Raw genomic sequence first — 16,906 nt, forward strand, 5'->3', positions numbered from 1 at the left:
CCCGGGGCTGTGACGCTCAGCGGTGGCGCCTCAGTGGCGGTGGATACGGTTGGCGATCGCGTGGCCCACGAAGAGGTAGACCACCGCGGCGAGGCCGTAGCCCGCGACCACCCGTGCCCACGCCTCGTGGAACGTGAACAGGTCGTGGGACCAGCCGGCCAGCCACGCCGCCGCGTTGTGGACGAACTGCACCAGATCGTTGCCGGGGTTCGCGTTCAGCAGGTACATCAGGATCCACAGGCCCAGGATGACGGCCATGATGTCCGCGATCACGGCGATGACCGTACCGGCCTGATTCGCACCGTTGCGATATCGAGGGGACATGCCCTCCGGGTTGCCCGGCGCTTCCCGGTCAAACTCATGGAGGTCCCGGGACGACCGTGCGCGGCCCGGGTCACCCGATCGCCGCGCCCGGGCGGCAAGAACGGGCGGTGCGGGTGAAGCTGTCGGTGGATCAGTCGGCTTCCCGGTCCCGGAGGCTCCCGTGCCCGCACCGATACGCTCCCCCAAGCTCTTCGAGCAGGGGGCGCCCCCACTCGCCGTGGCGCTCGCCCTCTGCTCCGCGCTGTTCGCCGGTGCCGCCGCCTGCGGTGCCGGGAGCGCCGCGCAGCGGGCCGCCGCCTACATAGCGGTCCCCACGCCGACCCCGACCACCGCGGCGGAGCGGCAGAAGCTCGCCAGGGCGCGGTTCGTGGCGAACGCGGGGCTCGCGGCCGGGGCGGTCCACGAGTGGATCGTGAAGCCATGGAAGGCCGGTACGTTCAAGAAGGGCGCCAAGGGACGCAGGACCGCCCTGGCCAAGGCCGGGCTCGCCGGCACCTTCGCCCACAACCGGCTCGGAGCCGCCGCACGCAACGCCCAGGGCGACCCCGCGCTGGCCAGGGGCCTGGCCCCGCTCGTGCCGGGCATCGAGAGGCTGGGGGACCTGCCGTCCCGCCTGAGCAAGGGCGACGAGTCGGCCGCGGCGTCCTACGCCGGTCTCGTCGACAAGGTGAAGGCCGCGGCCAAGAACGCGGGCGTCCCCGTCCGCGACCAGCTCCCGTCCGCCGCGCAGCTCGCACGCGGCTGACGGGGCCAACGGGGCACCGCCGTGCAGCGCTCCGCGGCGGTGCCCTACCCACTTGTGGTTCAGTTCAGCTCGGCCAGCACCCGCAGCGTGTGCGGGTCGGGTGCCAGCGCGAGCAGGTCCGTCACCGGCCCCTTGCGCCACGACTCCAGCCGCTCCGCGATGCGTTCACGCGGCCCGACGAGCGAGATCTCGTCCGCGAAGGCGTCCGGCACGGCGAGCACCGCCTCCCGCGCCAGCATGACGTGGTCCGCCGAGGGACCCCGCCCCCAGTAGCCGAGCGCGAGTCCGAGCCGCATGCCGCCTCCGCGTGTCTGACGGGTCATCAGTTGCCAGGAGCGTCTGTGACTGTACGACGACGGCCCCCCGCCCGGAAGGGGCGAGGGGCCGTGCGGACGGGGTGGGTTCAGCCGCGCTGGATGCCGCTCGTGTCCTGCAGCACACCGCGGCGGCCGTCCTGCGTCTGCGCCACCAGGGCGGGGCCACGCTGCTCGACGGCCAGGTACCAGGTGCCGGGCGCCAGTTCGGCGATCGGGGTGGGCGAGCCGTCCTCAGGGAACAGCGGGCGCGGCACCGGCACCGCGAACCAGAACGGCGAGAAGTCCGCGGCGGGAGCCGTCTGCTGCGGCTGCTGCCCGCCGAACGGCTGCCCCTGCTGCGGGTGACCGTACGGCGACTGCTGCGCGCCCGGGTAGCCGTACCCGCCCTGCGGCTGCCCGCCGTAGGGCTGCGGGGCGGCGGGCTTGGGGGCCGGCACGAGGGCGGCCTGCAGAGCGGGGACCAGCGGTGCGGCGATCGCCGCAGCGGCCATGACGACCGTGGCGACGAGGCCGAGGATCAGGCCGGTGCCGGCGCTGACGCTGCCGCCGCCACCGAGGTTGTCGACACCGCCGATCGGGTCGAAGACGTTGCCGAGCGCGCTCCAGGCGGCGAAGACCGTGAAGGCGGCGCCGAACTGCCCGAGGTCGAGACCGGCGACCTTGGGCACCTGCGGCAGGCCGTGGGCGACGACGACCAGCGCGGCGCCGATGATGCCGGCCAGGAAGACGCTCAGCAGGAGCGGTCCGCTGGCCCAGGCGCTGGGGATGTCCGCGCTGCTGGGCGCCCCGTCGATCGAGTAGATGTCGAGGAACGACGCGATGAACAGCAATACCGCTGCTCCGATCACCACGCCGTCGCCTCTCGTGAGGGAGCGGATATTCACTTCGGGTCCTTCGTCTGTCGTCTCGTCGTCGGTGGAGGCGTCGCTGTCACCATGTCGACCTCGGGCCGCGGTGCGAAGCGCGGGGGTGACCCCTCATCGTAGGAAGACCCTATCGTCAGCCCGGCCTGGGTGTCCGCCGGGCCGGAGACGGTGATCGCTACCCGCGCAGGAAACTCACGATTCCCTCAGAGATTCCCTGCGCCGCCTTCTGCCGCCACGAGCCGCTGGTCAGCTGCGCCGCGTCCTTGGTGTCGCGCATGTTGCCGCACTCGATGAAGACCTTGGGAACCGTTGACAGATTGAGACCGCCGAGATCGCTCCGTACGACGAGGCCGGTGCCGTCGCCCACGTAGTTGGAGGGTGCGCTGCCGGTGACGCGGACGAAGTCGCCCGCGACGCGCTCGCCGAGGTCGCGGGAGGGGCCGACGATGCGACGGGTGTCCGCCGCACCCTTGTGCACCGAGGCCGGCAGGATGACGTGGAAGCCGCGAGCGCCCTGGGCCGCGCCGTCGGCGTGGATGGAGATCGCCGCGTCCGCGTGCGCCTCGTTGCCGATCCGCGCCCGCTCGTCCACGCACGGCCCCCACGGCCGGTCGCCGTCCTGCGTGAACTTCACCGTGGCACCCTGACGCTCCAGGAGCGTGCGCAGCCGGCGCGCCACGTCCAGGGTGAACTGGGCCTCGGTGTAACCCGAGTTGGTGGACGTGCCGGTGGTGTCGCACTCCTTGGAGTTGGTGCCGATGTCGACCTTGCGGTTGATCTCGGCCGTGTGGTGGACGTTGCCGGGGTTGTGTCCGGGGTCGACGACGACGACCTTGCCCGCGAGCGGCCCGGAACCGGACCGTGAGGTGGGTGACGTGTCCGGCTGCCCGCCGCTGTCCGCGCCACCGGCCGGGGAGGCCGGAGAGCCCGGGGCGGCGACGGACGGCGCCGCCCCCGCGGACCTGGTCGTGGGCGCCCCGCCCGCCGAGCCACCGCCGGTGTCGGCCACCGCCTCGTAGACCAGCCAGCCGAGGAGCGCCGCCGGTACCAGCACGGCCACCGCCACCGTCAGCGGTCCGCGCCGACGGCGGCGTGGTTCGGGGGCATCGAAGTCCGGTCCAACGTACGACATGCCTGCGACCCTAACGGGACGATTCGCTCCTCGCCCGCGTTCGCCGCAGGACGCGCAGCGAGTCGGTCGCCGAGACCTCCGTGAACTCTCCGGTCTGAAGCGCCCTCAGGTAGACGCGGTACGGGGCCTGGCCGGTGAACTCGTCCTCCGGCTCGGGGAACACGTCGTGGATGACGAGGAGGCCGTCCTGGGCCACATGGGGGGCCCAGCCCTCGTAGTCGGCGTTCGCGTGCTCGTCGGTGTGGCCGCCGTCGATGAACACCAGGCCGAGCGGGGTGTTCCACACCCTGGCCACCTGCGGCGAACGGCCCACGAGTGCGATCACGTGGTCCTCCAGGCCCGCCCTGTGCAGGGTGCGCCGGAAGGTGGGCAGCGTGTCCATCAGGCCGACCTCGGGGTCGACCGTCTCCGGGTCGTGGTAGTCCCAGCCCGGCTGCTGCTCCTCGCTGCCGCGGTGGTGGTCGACCGTGAGCGCGGGGACCCCGGCGGAGCGGGCCGCGTCGGCGAGCAGGATCGTGGACCGGCCGCAGTACGTGCCGACCTCCAGCAGCGGCAGCCCGAGCCGCCCGGCTTCGACGGCGGCCTCGTACAGGGCGAGCCCCTCGTGCCGTGGCATGAACCCCTTCGCGGCCTCGAACGCGGCCAGGATCTCGGGCTTGGGCGCCGCGGGCATGGGGCGTCCTTTCGGTCGTACGAGCGTATGGACGCCCCATGCTGCCGCACCCCCCGGCGGTGTGGCGACGGGGGGTGCGGGTGGCGTGTGCGGCGTGGACAGCGGGCTGCTCAGGCCTCCGCCACCGGGACCGGCCCGCCCGGAAGGGACAGGTCCAGGTCCACCGGGCGGTCGCCGCCCGAGTGGGTGGCCGACGAGGCGACCGGGGCGTGGCCCGCGGCCCTGGCGGCCAGGACGTACGGGCCCTCGGCCGGCACCGTGAGCGTGTAGCTGCCGTCCGCCGCGGACAGGGTGGCGCCCGCCTGGCGGCCCCGGCGGTCGATCAGTGTGACCTTGGCGCGGGCGACCGGACCGCCCTCGGCGTCCAGGACACGGCCGCGGAAGCCCCGCAGCACCTCCTCGGCGCGCTCCAGGTTCGCGTCCTCCTCGCTGCTCGCGCGCAGCTGGGGCCGGGCCGCGGGGCGGCGGCCGGGCAGGAAGAGGGCGAGCAGCAGACCGAGGGCGACCGCGGCCGTCGCGATCAGGAAGGAGACCCGGAAGCCGTGCATGGTCGGGACGGCCAGACCGTTCACGTGGTTCGCCGTGTTCGCCAGCACCATGCCGATGACGGCACTCGACACCGAGGTGCCGATGGACCGCATCAGGGTGTTCAGGCCGTTGGCCGCGCCCGTCTCCGAGGCGGGGACGGCACCGACGATCAGGGCGGGCAGCGAGGAGTAGGCGAGGCCGATGCCGGCGCCCAGGACCACCGAGGTGATCACGGTCTGCCATGCGGCGTCCATCAGGCCGAGGCCGCCGCCGTAGCCGAGGGCGATGACGAGCAGGCCGATGATCAGGGTGACCTTCGGTCCGTAGCGGGCGGACAGACGGGCGTAGACCGGGGCGGTGAACATCATCGTCAGGCCCAGCGGTGCCACGCACAGGCCCGCGACGACCATCGACTGGCCGAGGCCGTAGCCGGTCGCGGTGGGCAGCTGGAGCAGCTGCGGCAGGACGAGCGAGACGACGTAGAAGCTGACGCCGACCATGATGGAGGCGAGGTTTGTGAGCAGCACCTCGCGGCGGGCGGTGGTGCGCAGGTCCACCAGCGGGGCGCTGACGCGCAGTTCGAGCAGGCCCCACAGCAGAAGGACCACGACGGACGCGCCGAACAGGCCGAGCGTGGTGGCGGAGGACCAGCCCCAGTCGCTGCCCTTGGTGATGGGCAGCAGGAGCAGCACCAGGCCGGCGGACAGGCCGAGCGCGCCCAGCAGGTCGAAGGAGCCCTTCGCGCGCATCGGGGACTCCGGTACGGCGAGGAGGGTGAGGACGATCGAGAGGGCGCCGAGTCCGGCGGAGCCGTAGAACAGGGCGTGCCAGTTCGTGTGCTGGGCGACCAGGGCGGCGGCGGGCAGCGCCAGGCCGCCGCCGACGCCGATCGAGGAGCTCATCAGGGCCATCGCCGAGCCGAGCCGCTCGCGGGGCAGCATGTCACGCATCAGGCCGATGCCGAGCGGGATCGCGCCCATCGCGAAGCCCTGGAGCGTACGGCCGACGATCATGGGCATCAGGGTGCTGGTGACGGCGCTGATCAGGGCGCCGACCACCATCACGGCCAGGCTGGTCAGCAGCATGCGCCGCTTGCCGTACAGGTCGCCGAGACGGCCCATGATCGGGGTGGCGACGGCGCCCGAGAGGAGGGTGGAGGTCAGGACCCAGGTGGCGTTGCTGGGCGTGGTGTGCAGCAGCTGGGGCAGATCCTTGATGACCGGGACGAGCAGCGTCTGCATCACCGCGACCACGATGCCCGCGAAGGCGAGCACCGGCACGATCGCGCCGGACGGCTTCGGTGCGGGCTGGTCGGTGGTTGGGTGCGTCATGGATCGGGGCCTCCGGGCCTGGTCGGTGTCTGCGGAACGGGCCGCTCGGGACAGGGTGAGCCGGGCGGACACGTGCTGGGTGAACCATGTATGCGCAGGCAACTATTCCGATGCTTTGGCGTACTAACGAATCCTTGACCGATTCATGGGTTTCTGATCCGACGTCAGGAGGCGGAGTGCTGACGGCGCGTCAGGGGATGTCGTACGTCCCAGGGCGGAGGCGGCGTGGGGCGAAATCCCGATGCGGACGGCGGGGCCGGGTTGGGAGCATGGCGCGCATGCTGCGAGCCGCCGAAGACACCGTGCCCACCCGTCGTACCGCGCCGCCCACCTGGGTGGTGGTCGCGCTCGCGTGTGCCGGGCAGTTCCTCGTCGTGCTCGACGTGTCCGTGGTCAATGTGGCGCTGCCGTCGATGCGGGCCGACCTGGGGCTGAGCGCGACGGGACTGCAGTGGGTGGTGAACGCGTACGCGATCGCCTTCGCCGGGTTCATGCTGCTCGGCGGGCGGGCCGGGGACCTCTACGGGCGCAAGCGGATGTTCCTCATAGGGCTCGCCCTGTTCACGCTGGCCTCCCTCGCCGGCGGGCTGGCTCGGCACGACTGGGAACTGCTGGCCGGCCGGGCCGTACAGGGGCTCGGGGCGGCGGTGCTCGCACCCTCGACGCTGACGCTGCTCACCGCGGCGGTCCCGGAGGGCGCCGCACGGGCCCGGGCCATCGCGACCTGGACCGCGGTGGGAGCCGGCGGCGGCGCGGCGGGCGGGCTCGTCGGGGGAGTGCTGGTGGACGGGCTGTCGTGGCGCTGGGTGCTGCTGATCAACGTGCCGGTCGGCGCGGTCGTCCTGGCCGGGTCGGCGATGTGGGTCCCCCCTGCTCGAGCGAAGTCGAGAGCTTGGGGGAGGCTCGCGGAGAGCCGGGCGGGGGACGGGCGGCGTCTGGACCTGCCGGGCGCCCTGCTGGTGACGGCGGGGCTCGGCACGCTCGCCTACGGGATCCTGCAGACGGAGGCAGAGGGCTGGACGGCGGCGGCGACGCTGGTGCCGCTCGCCGCCGGACTCGCGCTCATCGGCCTGTTCCTGGCCGTCGAGGCGCGGGCCAAGGCGCCCCTGATGCCGCTGAAGCTGCTGCGGGTGCGCTCGGTGTCCTCCGCGAACGCCGCCATGTTCGTCTCGGGCTCCGCGATGTTCTGCATGTGGTTCTTCATGACGCTGTACGCGCAGAACGTGCTCGGCTACTCGCCCCTGGACGCCGGGCTCGCCCTGGTGCCCAGCTCGCTGGCCGTGGTGCTCGGCTCGAAGGTCGCGCCGCAGGTGATGCGGAGCGTGGGGGCGCGGAACGTGGCGGTGCTCGGGACGCTGATCGCGGCTGCCGGGTTCGGCTGGCAGTCGAGGATGACGGCGGACGGCTCGTACACGACGGTGATCCTGCTCCCGGGCGTCCTGATGATGCTGGGCGCCGGCCTGGCGGGCACCCCGCTCGCCGCGCTCGCGACATCGGGGGCCGCGCCGGGGGAGGCCGGACTGGTGTCGGGGCTCGTCAACACCTCGCGCACCATGGGCGGTTCGCTCGGCCTCGCGGTGATGTCCACGATCGCGGCGACGCGCACCGGGGGACGCGGCTCGGCCGCCGCGCTGACGGAGGGGTACGCCGAGGCGTTCCGGACGAGCGGGTACGTGCTGCTGGTGGGCGCCGTGCTGATGCTGGCGTGGTTGCCGCGGACACGGACCGGCCAGGGGTGACCCACTTTCGCGGCAGGCCCTACAGCCACCCCTGCTGCCGGGCCTCGCGCATCGCCTCCATGCGGTTGCGGGTGCCCGTCTTGCCGATGGCGGAGGAGAGGTAGTTGCGGACCGTCGACTCCGAGAGGTGCAGCCTCGCGGCGATGTCGGCGACCGTCGCCCCGTCCACGGAGGCCTTCAGCACGTCGCACTCGCGTGCCGTCAGCGGATTGGGGCCGGCGCTCAGGGCCGCCGCGGCCAGGGCCGGGTCGACGACCGTCTCGCCGGTGAGCACCCGCCGGATCGCCGCTGCCAGCTCCTCCACCGGCCCGTCCTTGACGAGGAAGCCGGCGGCGCCCGCCTCCAGGGCGCGGCGCAGATAGCCGGGGCGCCCGAAGGTGGTGAGGATCAGCACCCGGCAGCCGGGAGCCTCCTCCCGCAGCTCGGCCGCCGCGTCCAGACCGCTCTTCCCGGGCAGCTCGATGTCCAGCAGCGCCACGTCCGGGCGATGGGTGAGCACGGCGTCCACGATCGCGTCACCCGCCGCGACCTGCGCGACGACCTCGATGTCCTCCTCCATGCCGAGCAGCAGGGCGAGGGCGCCGCGCATCATGCCCTGGTCCTCGGCAAGCAGTACCCGGATGCATCGCGCCGGCCGGTGACTTCTGGGCATCTCGTCCACGAGCCAAGAGTACGGGCGCTGACCGGGCCCGGGCGTGGGGCCGACCGTCCAGTCGGCTCGGCAAGGGACAGCTCCACGTCATGGGCGAACGACGTGAGCCGGGTGGTCAGTCGGCCCGGGGCGCCGTAACCGCCGGGGACAGCGGCTGAGCGGAAGATGCGGACTCCACCGGCAGTTCGGCGGTGACCGTGAATCCGCCCCGCGGCGACGGGCCGGCCCGCAGGGAGCCGCCCGCCGTCGCGAGCCGTTCGGTCAGGCCCTTCAGACCGGTCCCGCCGATTCCCGCCGGAGCCGGCACGGCGGGCGCGCCGCTCCCGTTGTCCGTGACCGTCAGCCGGACGCGCTCCGAGGTCCCGTCGACGGTGATCTCACACCGGGTCGCGCCGCTGTGCCGTACGGCGTTGGTGACCGCCTCGCGCACCACCCAGCCGAGCAGGGCCTCGGTCTGCGAGGCCAGGGGAGGACCGGAGCGGCGTACCACGGGCTCGATGCCGGCGGCGGTCATGGCCGAGCGGGCCCGGTCCAGTTCCGTGGCGAGACTGCCCTCGCGGTAGCCGGTCACCGCCTCGCGTATCTCGGTGAGCGCCTGCCTGCCGACCGACTCGATGTCCGTCACCTGGGCCAGCGCCGCCTCCATGTCACGCGGCGCCAGCCTGCGGGCCGCCTCCGACTTCACCACGATCACCGAGAGCGTGTGGCCGAGCAGGTCGTGCAGGTCGCGGGAGAAGCGCAGGCGCTCCTGCTCCACGGCGCGGTGGGCCAGCTCCTCGCGGGCGGCGCGCAGTTCCCGTACGGCCTCGGAGAGGGACAGGATCGCCGCGGTCACCATCGTCGACAGGAACGTGCCGTAGGCGACGTTCAGCCCGTCCCAGCCGTCGCGCAGGCAGGAGACGACACCCGCGACCGCGGTCAGGGCGAGGCCCGTCCTGCCGAGCCGAGGGCCTCGCACGACCGCTCCCGTCGCGAGGCCGAGCAGCGGGAAGAACAGCAGCCAGCTGCCGCCGTACCCGATGGCCAGGCCGAAGGTCACCACACCCATCACGACCAGTGCCGCCCGCGTGGACCTGGCCTGACGGGTCCGCTTGTGGAAGGCCCGGAACACCACGTAGATGTAGCAGGAGTTGAAGGTGAGCAGGCCCAGACCGCCGATCCACGGGTTGGGGGTCCTGCCCTGGAAGAGGTTCGAGAAGGCGCCCATCCCCATCAGCAGCCAGGGCAGCAGGGAGAACCCGGTGGGCGGCGGCCCCGGGTTCTCGGGCATCCTCCCGGCCTTCCGGGCGGCCTTCTGCTCGGCCTTGAACCGCTCCTTGTCCTCTTTCCACGTCTGCCGCGCCTGCTGCCAGGCACTGAGACGGCACGAGACGTTTCGCACGCAGGACATGTCCCTCTTTCCCCCGTTCCCCCCGATCAGATGTTCCCCGCGGTCCTGCGGTAGGACAGCACAGCGTAGGAACCGAACGCCAGCAGCCAGACCGCCAGGACGAGGATCGCGCCGACGGCCGGGGCGTGACCGTCGGCGACGGCCGTGCCCGGCTCGGTGAAGCGGTGGGTCGGGGTGGCCGCGGGGGCCCCTGCTCGAGCGGAGCCGAGAGATTGGGGGAGCACGGCGCCGTAGGTCCTGACCGCCCCCGTGAAGGACACCGCCGGTGGTGTCCCAGCCGTCTTCGTCATGCGTACGACGCTATGGGGGGCGCGGTACTGCCCGGCAGATGCGTTTGTCAGCGATCCGGCAGGACAAATGTCCCGCTCCCGTCGCCGGCCGACCGAGCTGACGTCACGTCAGAACGCGACGTCAGGAGCCTTCACAACGCGGGACCGCTCGGCTATACAGGGTCCGCCGGACTGGAACGCGTTCCTGTTCTGCCCGTGACGACCTCGGTGCGGCCGACGGTGCGGACGGCCGCACCGAGGTCTCGACCGTCAGGAGCCCCATGCCCATCGACGAAGCATCGGCCCTCGCGGCCGAACCCCGGACCGGCGAGATCACCTGGACCGCCAAGGACGTGCAGCTCTACCACCTCGGCATCGGCGCCGGCATCCCCGCCACCGACCCCGACGAACTGCGCTACACCCTCGAGTCCCGGCTGCACGTCCTGCCCAGCTTCGCCACCGTCGCCGGCGCGGGCTCCCCGGGCGTGATCAGCGGTCTGTCCATGCCCGGCGTGGACGTCGACCTCGCCCGCGTCCTGCACGGCGGCCAGGCACTGACGATCCACCGCCCGATCCCGGCCGAAGGCAGAGCCACGTCGACCTCCCGCATCGCCGCCGTGTACGACAAGGGCAAGGCGGCCGTCCTCGTCATGCGCACCGAGGCGGCCGACTCCGACGGCCCGCTGTGGACCAACGACGCACAGATCTTCGTACGAGGAGAGGGCGGCTGGGGCGGCGACCGCGGCCCCTCCGCCCGGCCGGCCGCGCCCACCGGCGAGCCGGCGAGAGTCGTCGAACGGCCGATCCGTGAGGACCAGGCCCTCCTCTACCGCCTCTCCGGCGACTGGAACCCCCTGCACGCCGACCCGGAGTTCGCCAAGCTCGCCGGGTTCGAGCGGCCCATCCTGCACGGTCTGTGCACCTACGGGATGACGCTCAAGACGGTCGTCGACACGCTGCTCGGCGGCGACGTGACCCGTGTGCGCGCGTACGCCACGCGGTTCGCCGGGGTGGTGTACCCGGGCGAGACCCTGCGCATCCGCATGTGGCGCCAGGGGGCGCAGGGGTCACAGGGGGTGGTGCGGGTGACCGTGGGCGCGGTCGAGCGGGGCGATGCGCCGGTCCTCGCCGACACGATCGTCGAACACTCCTGAGCCACCCAGCCGTCCGAGCACTCCCGGGCGACCGAGCCGTCCAAGCACTCCTGAGTCACCGAGCCTGCGAGGGGAGCCGCACCATGCGCGCAGCCGTACTGCACGAGATCGGCCAGGACAAGCTGGAGGTCCTCGACGACGTCGAGGGGACCGGCTTCGGCCCCGGCAGGGTCAGGATCCGGGTGCGCGCCACCGGGTTGTGCCACTCGGACCTGTCCGCGATGAGCGGCGTGCTGCCGCAGCCGGGGCCGTTCGTGCCCGGCCACGAGGGCGCGGGGGAGATCCTCGAGGTCGGCGAGGGGGTGAGCCGTGTGAAGCCGGGGGACAGGGTGGTCGTGTGCTGGCTGCCGGCCTGCGGGGCCTGTCCCGCCTGCCGGCGCGGCCGGACCGAGCTGTGCCTGGCCGGGTTCATGAACGCCGGCACCCCCAACTTCAGGCGCCCCGGCGGTGACGTCTTCGGCTTCGCGGGCACCGGCACCTTCGCCGAGGAGGTGGTCGTCGACGCGGGCTGCGCGGTGCCGATCCCCGACGACGTGCCGTTCGACATCGCCGCGCTCATCGGCTGCGGGGTGACGACCGGGCTGGGCGCGGCGCTCAACACCGCCGATCTTCAGGCCGGTTCGTCGGTGGCGGTCATCGGCTGCGGGGGCGTCGGCATCTCCGCGATCCAGGGGGCACGGCTGAAGGGCGCCGCCGAGATCGTCGCCGTCGACCCGGTCGCCTCGCGCCGGGAGGCGGCGCTGAGGTTCGGCGCCACCAGGGCCGTGTCACCGGACGAACTGCCCGACGCCAAACAGCAGGTCACCGGCGGTGAGGGCTTCGACTACGTCTTCGAGGTCGTCGGGAGGTCGGCCACGGCCCGCACGGCGTACGAGAACACCCGGCGCGGCGGCACGCTCGTGATCGTAGGCGCGGGCGCCATGGACGACTTCCTGCAGCTCAACATGTTCGAGCTGTTCTTCGACGAGAAGCGGATCCTGCCGTCCCTGTACGGCGGCGGCGACGTGCTGCGTTCCTACGAGCGCACCATCGCCCTGTGGCGGGCGGGCCGCATCGACCTGGAGGGGCTGATCACCCACCGGGTGCCGCTGACCGAGATCAACGAAGCGCTGGATCAGATGCGGACGGGGACGGCGCTGCGTACCTGTATCGAGATCTGAGGACGCGGCGCATGTCACTGCCACTCGAGGGGCTGTCCGCCATCGTCACCGGCGCCGGACGCGGACTCGGCCGGGCCGAGGCACGGGAACTCGCCCGGCTCGGCGCGGCCGTCGTCGTCAACGACTACGGGCAGCCGGGGCGATGCGGGTACCCCCTGCTCGAGGGGGGCCGGGAGCCCGGGGGGCACCGGGAAGAATCCACGGCTGCCGCCGAGGCGGTCGCCGCCGAGATCCGCGCGGCCGGCGGCCGGGCCTCGGCCCAACCGGGGACGTGTCCGACTTCCAGCAGGCCCGTGCGCTGGTCGAGTCGGCCGTCGAGGAGTTCGGCAAGCTGGACATCCTCGTCAACAACGCGGGCATCCTGCGCGACCGCATGGTCTTCTCGATGTCGGAGGAGGAGTGGGACGCGGTGATCCGGGTCCACCTCAAAGGCCACTTCAACACCACCCGCTTCGCCGCCGCGCACTGGCGGGCCCGCTCGAAGGCGGAGGGCGGACCGGTGTACGGGCGGATCGTGAACACGTCCTCGGAGGCGTTCCTGGCGGGCTCGGCCGGACAGCCCAACTACGCGGCGGCCAAGGGCGGCATCGTCGGCCTCACCACGTCGACGGCGCTCGCGCTCGCCAAGTACGGCGTCACCGCGAACGTGATCTGTCCGCGCGCCCGGACCCGTATGACCGAGGACGTGTTCGCCGGCTTCGAACCACCCGACGACGGCGTGGACCCCCTCGCGCCCGAGCATGTCGCCTCCCTCGTCGGCTATCTGGCCTCACCCGCGGCCGCGCAGGTCAACGGGCAGCTCCTCGTCGTCCACGGCGGCATGGTGGCGATCGTCGAACGGCCACGGGTGCGGGCGAAGTTCGACACCGAGCAGGACGTTTTCACGTACGACGAACTCGACGCACTGCTCACCCCGCACTACGCCGAACGACCGCGGGGCGAGACGTTCGCGGCGGTGGAGGTCCTGCGGCTGCGGCACGAGGGGGCCCCGGGGGCCGCTGGAACGGCACGGGGAGGCGGCTGAGGAATCGCTGAAACGGCACGGGAGGCTGGGCTCTGTGCGACGGCCCCGCCCGTCGCGGGGGCGGGCGGGGCCGAAGAGACGCGGCAGCCGACGGGGTACGTCGACTGACGGACCGTCACGTGGTGCGGCGGACGCCGTTCAGGCCGCCGTGCCGGTCTGTTGCTGCTGGCCGGACGGCTTGCGGTGCCGGCCGTGCGGCGCCGCCTCGTGGTCCTCGGCGGAGACCGGACCGCGGTGCTTGCCGTGCCCCGGGATCTCCTGGGCCTCGGCAGACAGAGGCTGTGTGGTGCTGGTGTCGCTCATCGGAAGTGTCCACCCCGTCAAAACATGATCCTTCGTACAGCCGGGCGAGTCTAACGGGCGGCAACGACAGTCGTGCCGGGGGCCGGTGGTGTCGTGCTGCGGCTGCCGCCCTGGCCCTGCGCGTGCCCGGGAAATCCGTCCCTACTCCCCACCGGTGCCTGTCTCTTGCGGATCCACACGAGGGGGGTCGCTGCCGCCTCGGCGCGCCGCGGCGACAGCGCCTGCTGCAACGTGACCGGTCGCGTCACCGACGGTTCCGGGGGCTGCGGAATCGGCCGTTCCTTCGGCTCCACGGCCGGCGCGGCGGCCGCCGGCCCGGGCACCTCCAGTCGCGCCACCCCGCACCGCACGGCACCCGTCGCGTACGGCAGCCGCAGCACCCCGTCCCGGGTCCACAGCCCGGCCCCCGCCAACCAGCCGGCCGGCGCGGTGAGTTGGTGCACCCTGCGGTCAGCGGGGCGCCACACCCCGACCCAGCTGCCGGCCGGTCCGTCGATGCGCAGTGCCACCGCGCAGCTCTCCGGCGTCAGCGCCTGCCCCGGCTGAACGGCGAACGGCGTCACCGGGCGGTCGAGCCGCAGGCACTCGGGGAAACGTACCGGCAGGGTGCTCCCCAACACGCCCCAGCCGAGCCGCTCCTGTCCCGGGGAGGGGGCGTCCGAGCGGATGAGCAGCAGGCCGCTGTCCGGATCGGCGAGCAGCAGCCGGTCGTTGCTGCCGTCCGCGATCTGCAGCAGCGGCGACACCTCGCCGTCCCGCTCCAGATCGACCACCACCGTCTTGGTGGGACCCCCGTCCGGCGGCGTGCGGTCGACGGCCAGCAGCCGGCACGTGCGGTCCAGCCACACCCCGCCCGAGCACCGGCCCGGCACCTGAGCCACCCGCTCGGGCCCCCTGGCGCCACCCGCCACCAGCCATACCGCGCTCGCCCCCTCACCCACCTCCAGGGCGAACGCGCGGTCCCCCGTCGGCGCGGGCGGCAACAGCCGCAGCCGGGGCTCCCCGGTGGGGCACTCCACCGTGCCCAGCAACCGCTCCCCGGTCCCAGGCCCGGTCGGGTACAGCAGCGAGAACGTGTGCCGCCGCCCGGCCGCGACGCGGTGGACGAGCACCCGCCCGTCGGCCAACGGCTGCACCTCGGTGCCGGGCTCCTCGGGCTGGTTGACGGGCAGCGGTACGGCGTACGGTTCCGGGCCGTCCAGGGTCCAGCGCTCCGGGTACCAGGACGCGCCGTCCAGAGCGAGACGCGCCGCGTAGGAACCGTCCGCGGTGATCACGCATCCGGGCGCGGGCGCCCCTTCGGGGCCGTTCGCCGTGGCGGATGTGAAGGCACAGGCCGTCATCATTCGGTCACCTCCGGCGAAGAAGCTAGTTTTCGTACGCACGGGCGTGACATCCCCGGGCCGTCGCTTCACACGTAAGGGTGTCGGTGTCGGGATTCCTGTGAATAAACGGGGGCGTCTGTGCTGCGCGAGGGGCGCGCGTGCGGCCAACTCACCACCTCGGCACGACCGGACGACGACCGGACGACGACCGGAAAAACGTCCGGACGGCAATCGGACGACGTCTGGACGGCGAGCCGGCTCGTACCGGTCGGGCGAGCCGGCCGGTACGGGCCGCTCCCGCCGTCCGCCGGAACGACCCGCGACCGATGGGGCACCGCCCCGGGCCAGGTAGCCTTTTCCCCGTGCCCCGTCTGTCTGAAGTCATCGCCGCGCTGGAGAGCCTGTGGCCCGCCGAGCGGGCCGAGTCCTGGGACGCGGTCGGCACGGTCGTCGGCGACCCCGACCAGGACGTCTCCCGGGTCCTCTTCGCGGTCGACCCGGTCCAGGAGATCGTCGACGAGGCGGTGAAGCTGGGCGCCGACCTGCTGGTCAGCCACCACCCGCTCTACCTGCGCGGTACGACGACGGTGGCGGCCTCCACCTTCAAGGGCCGTGTCGTGCACACCCTGATCAAGAACGACATCGCGCTGCACGTCGCCCACACCAACGCCGACACCGCCGACCCCGGCGTCAGCGACGCGCTGGCCGGCGCGCTGGACCTCAGGGTCGTACGCCCCCTGGTGCCGGACGCCACCGACCCGGAGGGCCGCCGGGGCCTCGGCCGCGTCTGCGAGCTGGACCACCCGCTCACCGTCCGCGAGCTGGCCGCCCGCGCCGCCGAGCGGCTGCCCGCCACCGCGCAGGGCATCCGCGTCGCCGGCGACCCCGAGGCCGTGGTCCACACGGTCGCCGTCAGCGGCGGCTCCGGCGACAGCCTCTTCGAGGCGGTCCGCGCGGCCGGTGTCGACGCCTTCCTCACCGCGGACCTGCGCCACCACCCGGCCTCAGAGGCCCGCGCCCACAGTCCTCTCGCGCTGCTCGACGCGGCGCACTGGGCCACCGAGTGGCCCTGGTGCGAGCTGGCCGCAGCCCAGCTCGACGAGATCTCCGACCGGCACGGATGGGACCTGCGCGTCCACGTCTCCAAGACGGTCACCGACCCCTGGACCGCCCACGCGGCGTCCACCACCACCTCTAGCTCAACGGGAGCCCCAAACTGAACGCCGCGCCCGCCGACCAGATCCGCCTCCTCGACGTCCAGGACCTCGACGTACGCCTGCAGCAGCTCGCGCACAGGCGGAGGTCCCTGCCCGAGCACGCCGAGATCGAGTCCCTCGCCAAGGACCACGTCCAGCTGCGCGACCTGCTGGTGGCCGCGCAGACGGAGGAGAGCGACTGCGCCCGTGAGCAGACCAAGGCGGAGCAGGACGTGGACCAGGTGCGCCAGCGTGCCGCCCGCGACCAGCAGCGCCTCGACTCCGGTGCGATCACCTCGCCCAGGGACCTGGAGAGCCTCCAGCACGAGATCGCCTCGCTCGCCAAGCGGCAGGGCGACCTGGAGGACGTCGTCCTGGAGGTCATGGAGCGCCGCGAGTCCGCGCAGGAGCGGGTGAACGAACTGACCGAGCGCGTCGCCTCCGTCCAGTCGAAGATCGACGACGCCACGGCCCGCCGGGACGCCGCCTTCGAGGAGATCGACGGCGAGGTCGCGTCGGTGACCAAGGAGCGCGAGGTCGTCGCGGCGTCGGTGCCGGCGGACCTGCTCAAGCTCTACGACAAGCTGCGCGAGCAGCAGGGCGGCATCGGCGCGGCCAAGCTGTACCAGCGCACCTGCCAGGGCTGCCGGCAGGAGCTGGCGATCACCGAGCTGAACGAGATCCGCAAGGCGGCGCCCGACACGGTGGTGCGCTGCGAGAACTGCCGCCGGATCCTCGTGCGCACGGCCGAGTCCGGCCTGTAAGAGGCGACTTCCCA

At 72.9% G+C, this 16,906-nt stretch carries 15 protein-coding genes and 3 pseudogenes; 7 read left to right on the top strand and 11 right to left on the bottom strand.

Going from position 1 to position 16,906, the window contains the following annotated elements; genetic code table 11:
- Positions 1–30: 30 nt before the first annotated feature.
- A complete protein-coding gene (locus C3488_RS21695) occupies positions 31–324 on the bottom strand; it encodes a hypothetical protein (RefSeq protein ID WP_103841859.1) in 294 nt (97 codons plus the stop codon).
- A gap of 160 nt (positions 325–484) precedes the next feature.
- Here C3488_RS21695 and C3488_RS21700 point away from each other — a divergent pair, with 160 nt between their 5' ends.
- The gene (locus tag C3488_RS21700; RefSeq protein WP_258053565.1) at positions 485–1,069 is read left to right on the top strand and encodes a hypothetical protein; all 585 of its coding nucleotides are present in this window, start codon (positions 485–487) and stop codon (positions 1,067–1,069) included.
- Between the two features lie 59 nt (positions 1,070–1,128).
- Here the strand turns inward: C3488_RS21700 and C3488_RS21705 are convergent.
- The 5 genes and pseudogenes from C3488_RS21705 to C3488_RS21725 all read right to left on the bottom strand — a co-directional run.
- Positions 1,129–1,296 (bottom strand): annotated as a pseudogene (locus tag C3488_RS21705) (LLM class F420-dependent oxidoreductase); the annotation flags it as partial.
- 176 nt (positions 1,297–1,472) lie between these two features.
- Positions 1,473–2,270 carry a DUF5336 domain-containing protein gene (locus C3488_RS21710; protein ID WP_103841861.1) on the bottom strand — a complete coding sequence of 266 codons (798 nt, stop codon included), beginning with the start codon at positions 2,268–2,270 and terminating at the stop codon, positions 1,473–1,475.
- Positions 2,271–2,427: 157 nt separating this feature from the next.
- Positions 2,428–3,384 (bottom strand): N-acetylmuramoyl-L-alanine amidase, encoded by a 957-nt coding sequence (locus C3488_RS21715; protein WP_103841863.1) that lies wholly within the window; start codon positions 3,382–3,384, stop codon positions 2,428–2,430.
- A 10-nt stretch (positions 3,385–3,394) separates the two neighbouring features.
- Complete coding sequence (locus C3488_RS21720) at positions 3,395–4,057, bottom strand: class I SAM-dependent methyltransferase (protein WP_103841865.1); 663 nt, start codon at positions 4,055–4,057, stop codon at positions 3,395–3,397.
- A gap of 110 nt (positions 4,058–4,167) precedes the next feature.
- Positions 4,168–5,916, bottom strand: coding sequence for an MFS transporter (locus C3488_RS21725; RefSeq protein WP_103841867.1), 1,749 nt, complete (start codon positions 5,914–5,916; stop codon positions 4,168–4,170).
- Between the two features lie 278 nt (positions 5,917–6,194).
- Here C3488_RS21725 and C3488_RS21730 point away from each other — a divergent pair, with 278 nt between their 5' ends.
- Entirely contained in the window at positions 6,195–7,655 is a 1,461-nt protein-coding gene (locus tag C3488_RS21730) for an MFS transporter (protein WP_103841868.1), read from the top strand.
- 19 nt (positions 7,656–7,674) lie between these two features.
- On the opposite strand, the gene C3488_RS21735 is transcribed toward C3488_RS21730, so the two are convergent.
- The 3 genes and pseudogenes from C3488_RS21735 to C3488_RS21745 all read right to left on the bottom strand — a co-directional run.
- Positions 7,675–8,307 (bottom strand): response regulator transcription factor, encoded by a 633-nt coding sequence (locus tag C3488_RS21735; RefSeq protein ID WP_103841870.1) that lies wholly within the window; start codon positions 8,305–8,307, stop codon positions 7,675–7,677.
- Positions 8,308–8,422: 115 nt separating this feature from the next.
- The gene (locus C3488_RS21740) at positions 8,423–9,697 is read right to left on the bottom strand and encodes a sensor histidine kinase (protein WP_103841872.1); all 1,275 of its coding nucleotides are present in this window, start codon (positions 9,695–9,697) and stop codon (positions 8,423–8,425) included.
- Between the two features lie 26 nt (positions 9,698–9,723).
- Positions 9,724–9,879 (bottom strand): annotated as a pseudogene (locus tag C3488_RS21745) (ABC transporter permease); the annotation flags it as partial.
- Between the two features lie 368 nt (positions 9,880–10,247).
- Between C3488_RS21745 and C3488_RS21750 the strand changes: the two are divergent.
- The 3 genes and pseudogenes from C3488_RS21750 to C3488_RS21760 all read left to right on the top strand — a co-directional run bounded on the left by C3488_RS21750 (position 10,248) and on the right by C3488_RS21760 (position 13,304).
- Positions 10,248–11,120 (top strand): MaoC/PaaZ C-terminal domain-containing protein, encoded by an 873-nt coding sequence (locus C3488_RS21750; protein WP_103841874.1) that lies wholly within the window; start codon positions 10,248–10,250, stop codon positions 11,118–11,120.
- Between the two features lie 83 nt (positions 11,121–11,203).
- Entirely contained in the window at positions 11,204–12,280 is a 1,077-nt protein-coding gene (locus tag C3488_RS21755) for a Zn-dependent alcohol dehydrogenase (RefSeq protein ID WP_103841876.1), read from the top strand.
- Between the two features lie 11 nt (positions 12,281–12,291).
- Positions 12,292–13,304, top strand: a pseudogene (locus tag C3488_RS21760) (3-oxoacyl-ACP reductase).
- A 138-nt stretch (positions 13,305–13,442) separates the two neighbouring features.
- Here the strand turns inward: C3488_RS21760 and C3488_RS40665 are convergent.
- Positions 13,443–13,607 carry a hypothetical protein gene (locus C3488_RS40665; protein ID WP_181139130.1) on the bottom strand — a complete coding sequence of 55 codons (165 nt, stop codon included), beginning with the start codon at positions 13,605–13,607 and terminating at the stop codon, positions 13,443–13,445.
- 50 nt (positions 13,608–13,657) lie between these two features.
- Positions 13,658–14,950, bottom strand: a complete 1,293-nt coding sequence (locus C3488_RS21765; protein WP_103841906.1) for a hypothetical protein — start codon at positions 14,948–14,950, stop codon at positions 13,658–13,660.
- A gap of 344 nt (positions 14,951–15,294) precedes the next feature.
- Here C3488_RS21765 and C3488_RS21770 point away from each other — a divergent pair, with 344 nt between their 5' ends.
- The gene (locus tag C3488_RS21770) at positions 15,295–16,152 is read left to right on the top strand and encodes a Nif3-like dinuclear metal center hexameric protein (protein WP_103841878.1); all 858 of its coding nucleotides are present in this window, start codon (positions 15,295–15,297) and stop codon (positions 16,150–16,152) included.
- Entirely contained in the window at positions 16,149–16,892 is a 744-nt protein-coding gene (locus C3488_RS21775; RefSeq protein ID WP_103841880.1) for a zinc ribbon domain-containing protein, read from the top strand. Before C3488_RS21770 ends, C3488_RS21775 begins: the two co-directional genes overlap by 4 nt.
- Positions 16,893–16,906 lie beyond the last annotated feature (14 nt).

The organism is Streptomyces sp. Ru72 (assembly GCF_002920635.1).
Lineage (GTDB): Bacteria > Actinomycetota > Actinomycetes > Streptomycetales > Streptomycetaceae > Streptomyces.

What these genes read in the sequence shown, in the direction of transcription:
- C3488_RS21715 (WP_103841863.1), bottom strand. Translation starts at nt 3,384, where the DNA reads ATGTCGTACGTTGGACCGGACTTCGATGCCCCCGAACCACGCCGCCGT.
- C3488_RS21725 (WP_103841867.1), bottom strand. Translation starts at nt 5,916, where the DNA reads ATGACGCACCCAACCACCGACCAGCCCGCACCGAAGCCGTCCGGCGCG.
- C3488_RS21755 (WP_103841876.1), top strand. Translation starts at nt 11,204, where the DNA reads ATGCGCGCAGCCGTACTGCACGAGATCGGCCAGGACAAGCTGGAGGTC.
- C3488_RS21740 (WP_103841872.1), bottom strand. Translation starts at nt 9,697, where the DNA reads ATGTCCTGCGTGCGAAACGTCTCGTGCCGTCTCAGTGCCTGGCAGCAG.
- C3488_RS21765 (WP_103841906.1), bottom strand. Translation starts at nt 14,950, where the DNA reads ATGACGGCCTGTGCCTTCACATCCGCCACGGCGAACGGCCCCGAAGGG.
- C3488_RS21735 (WP_103841870.1), bottom strand. Translation starts at nt 8,307, where the DNA reads ATGCCCAGAAGTCACCGGCCGGCGCGATGCATCCGGGTACTGCTTGCC.
- C3488_RS21750 (WP_103841874.1), top strand. Translation starts at nt 10,248, where the DNA reads ATGCCCATCGACGAAGCATCGGCCCTCGCGGCCGAACCCCGGACCGGC.
- C3488_RS40665 (WP_181139130.1), bottom strand. Translation starts at nt 13,607, where the DNA reads ATGAGCGACACCAGCACCACACAGCCTCTGTCTGCCGAGGCCCAGGAG.
- C3488_RS21720 (WP_103841865.1), bottom strand. Translation starts at nt 4,057, where the DNA reads ATGCCCGCGGCGCCCAAGCCCGAGATCCTGGCCGCGTTCGAGGCCGCG.
- C3488_RS21730 (WP_103841868.1), top strand. Translation starts at nt 6,195, where the DNA reads ATGCTGCGAGCCGCCGAAGACACCGTGCCCACCCGTCGTACCGCGCCG.
- C3488_RS21695 (WP_103841859.1), bottom strand. Translation starts at nt 324, where the DNA reads ATGTCCCCTCGATATCGCAACGGTGCGAATCAGGCCGGTACGGTCATC.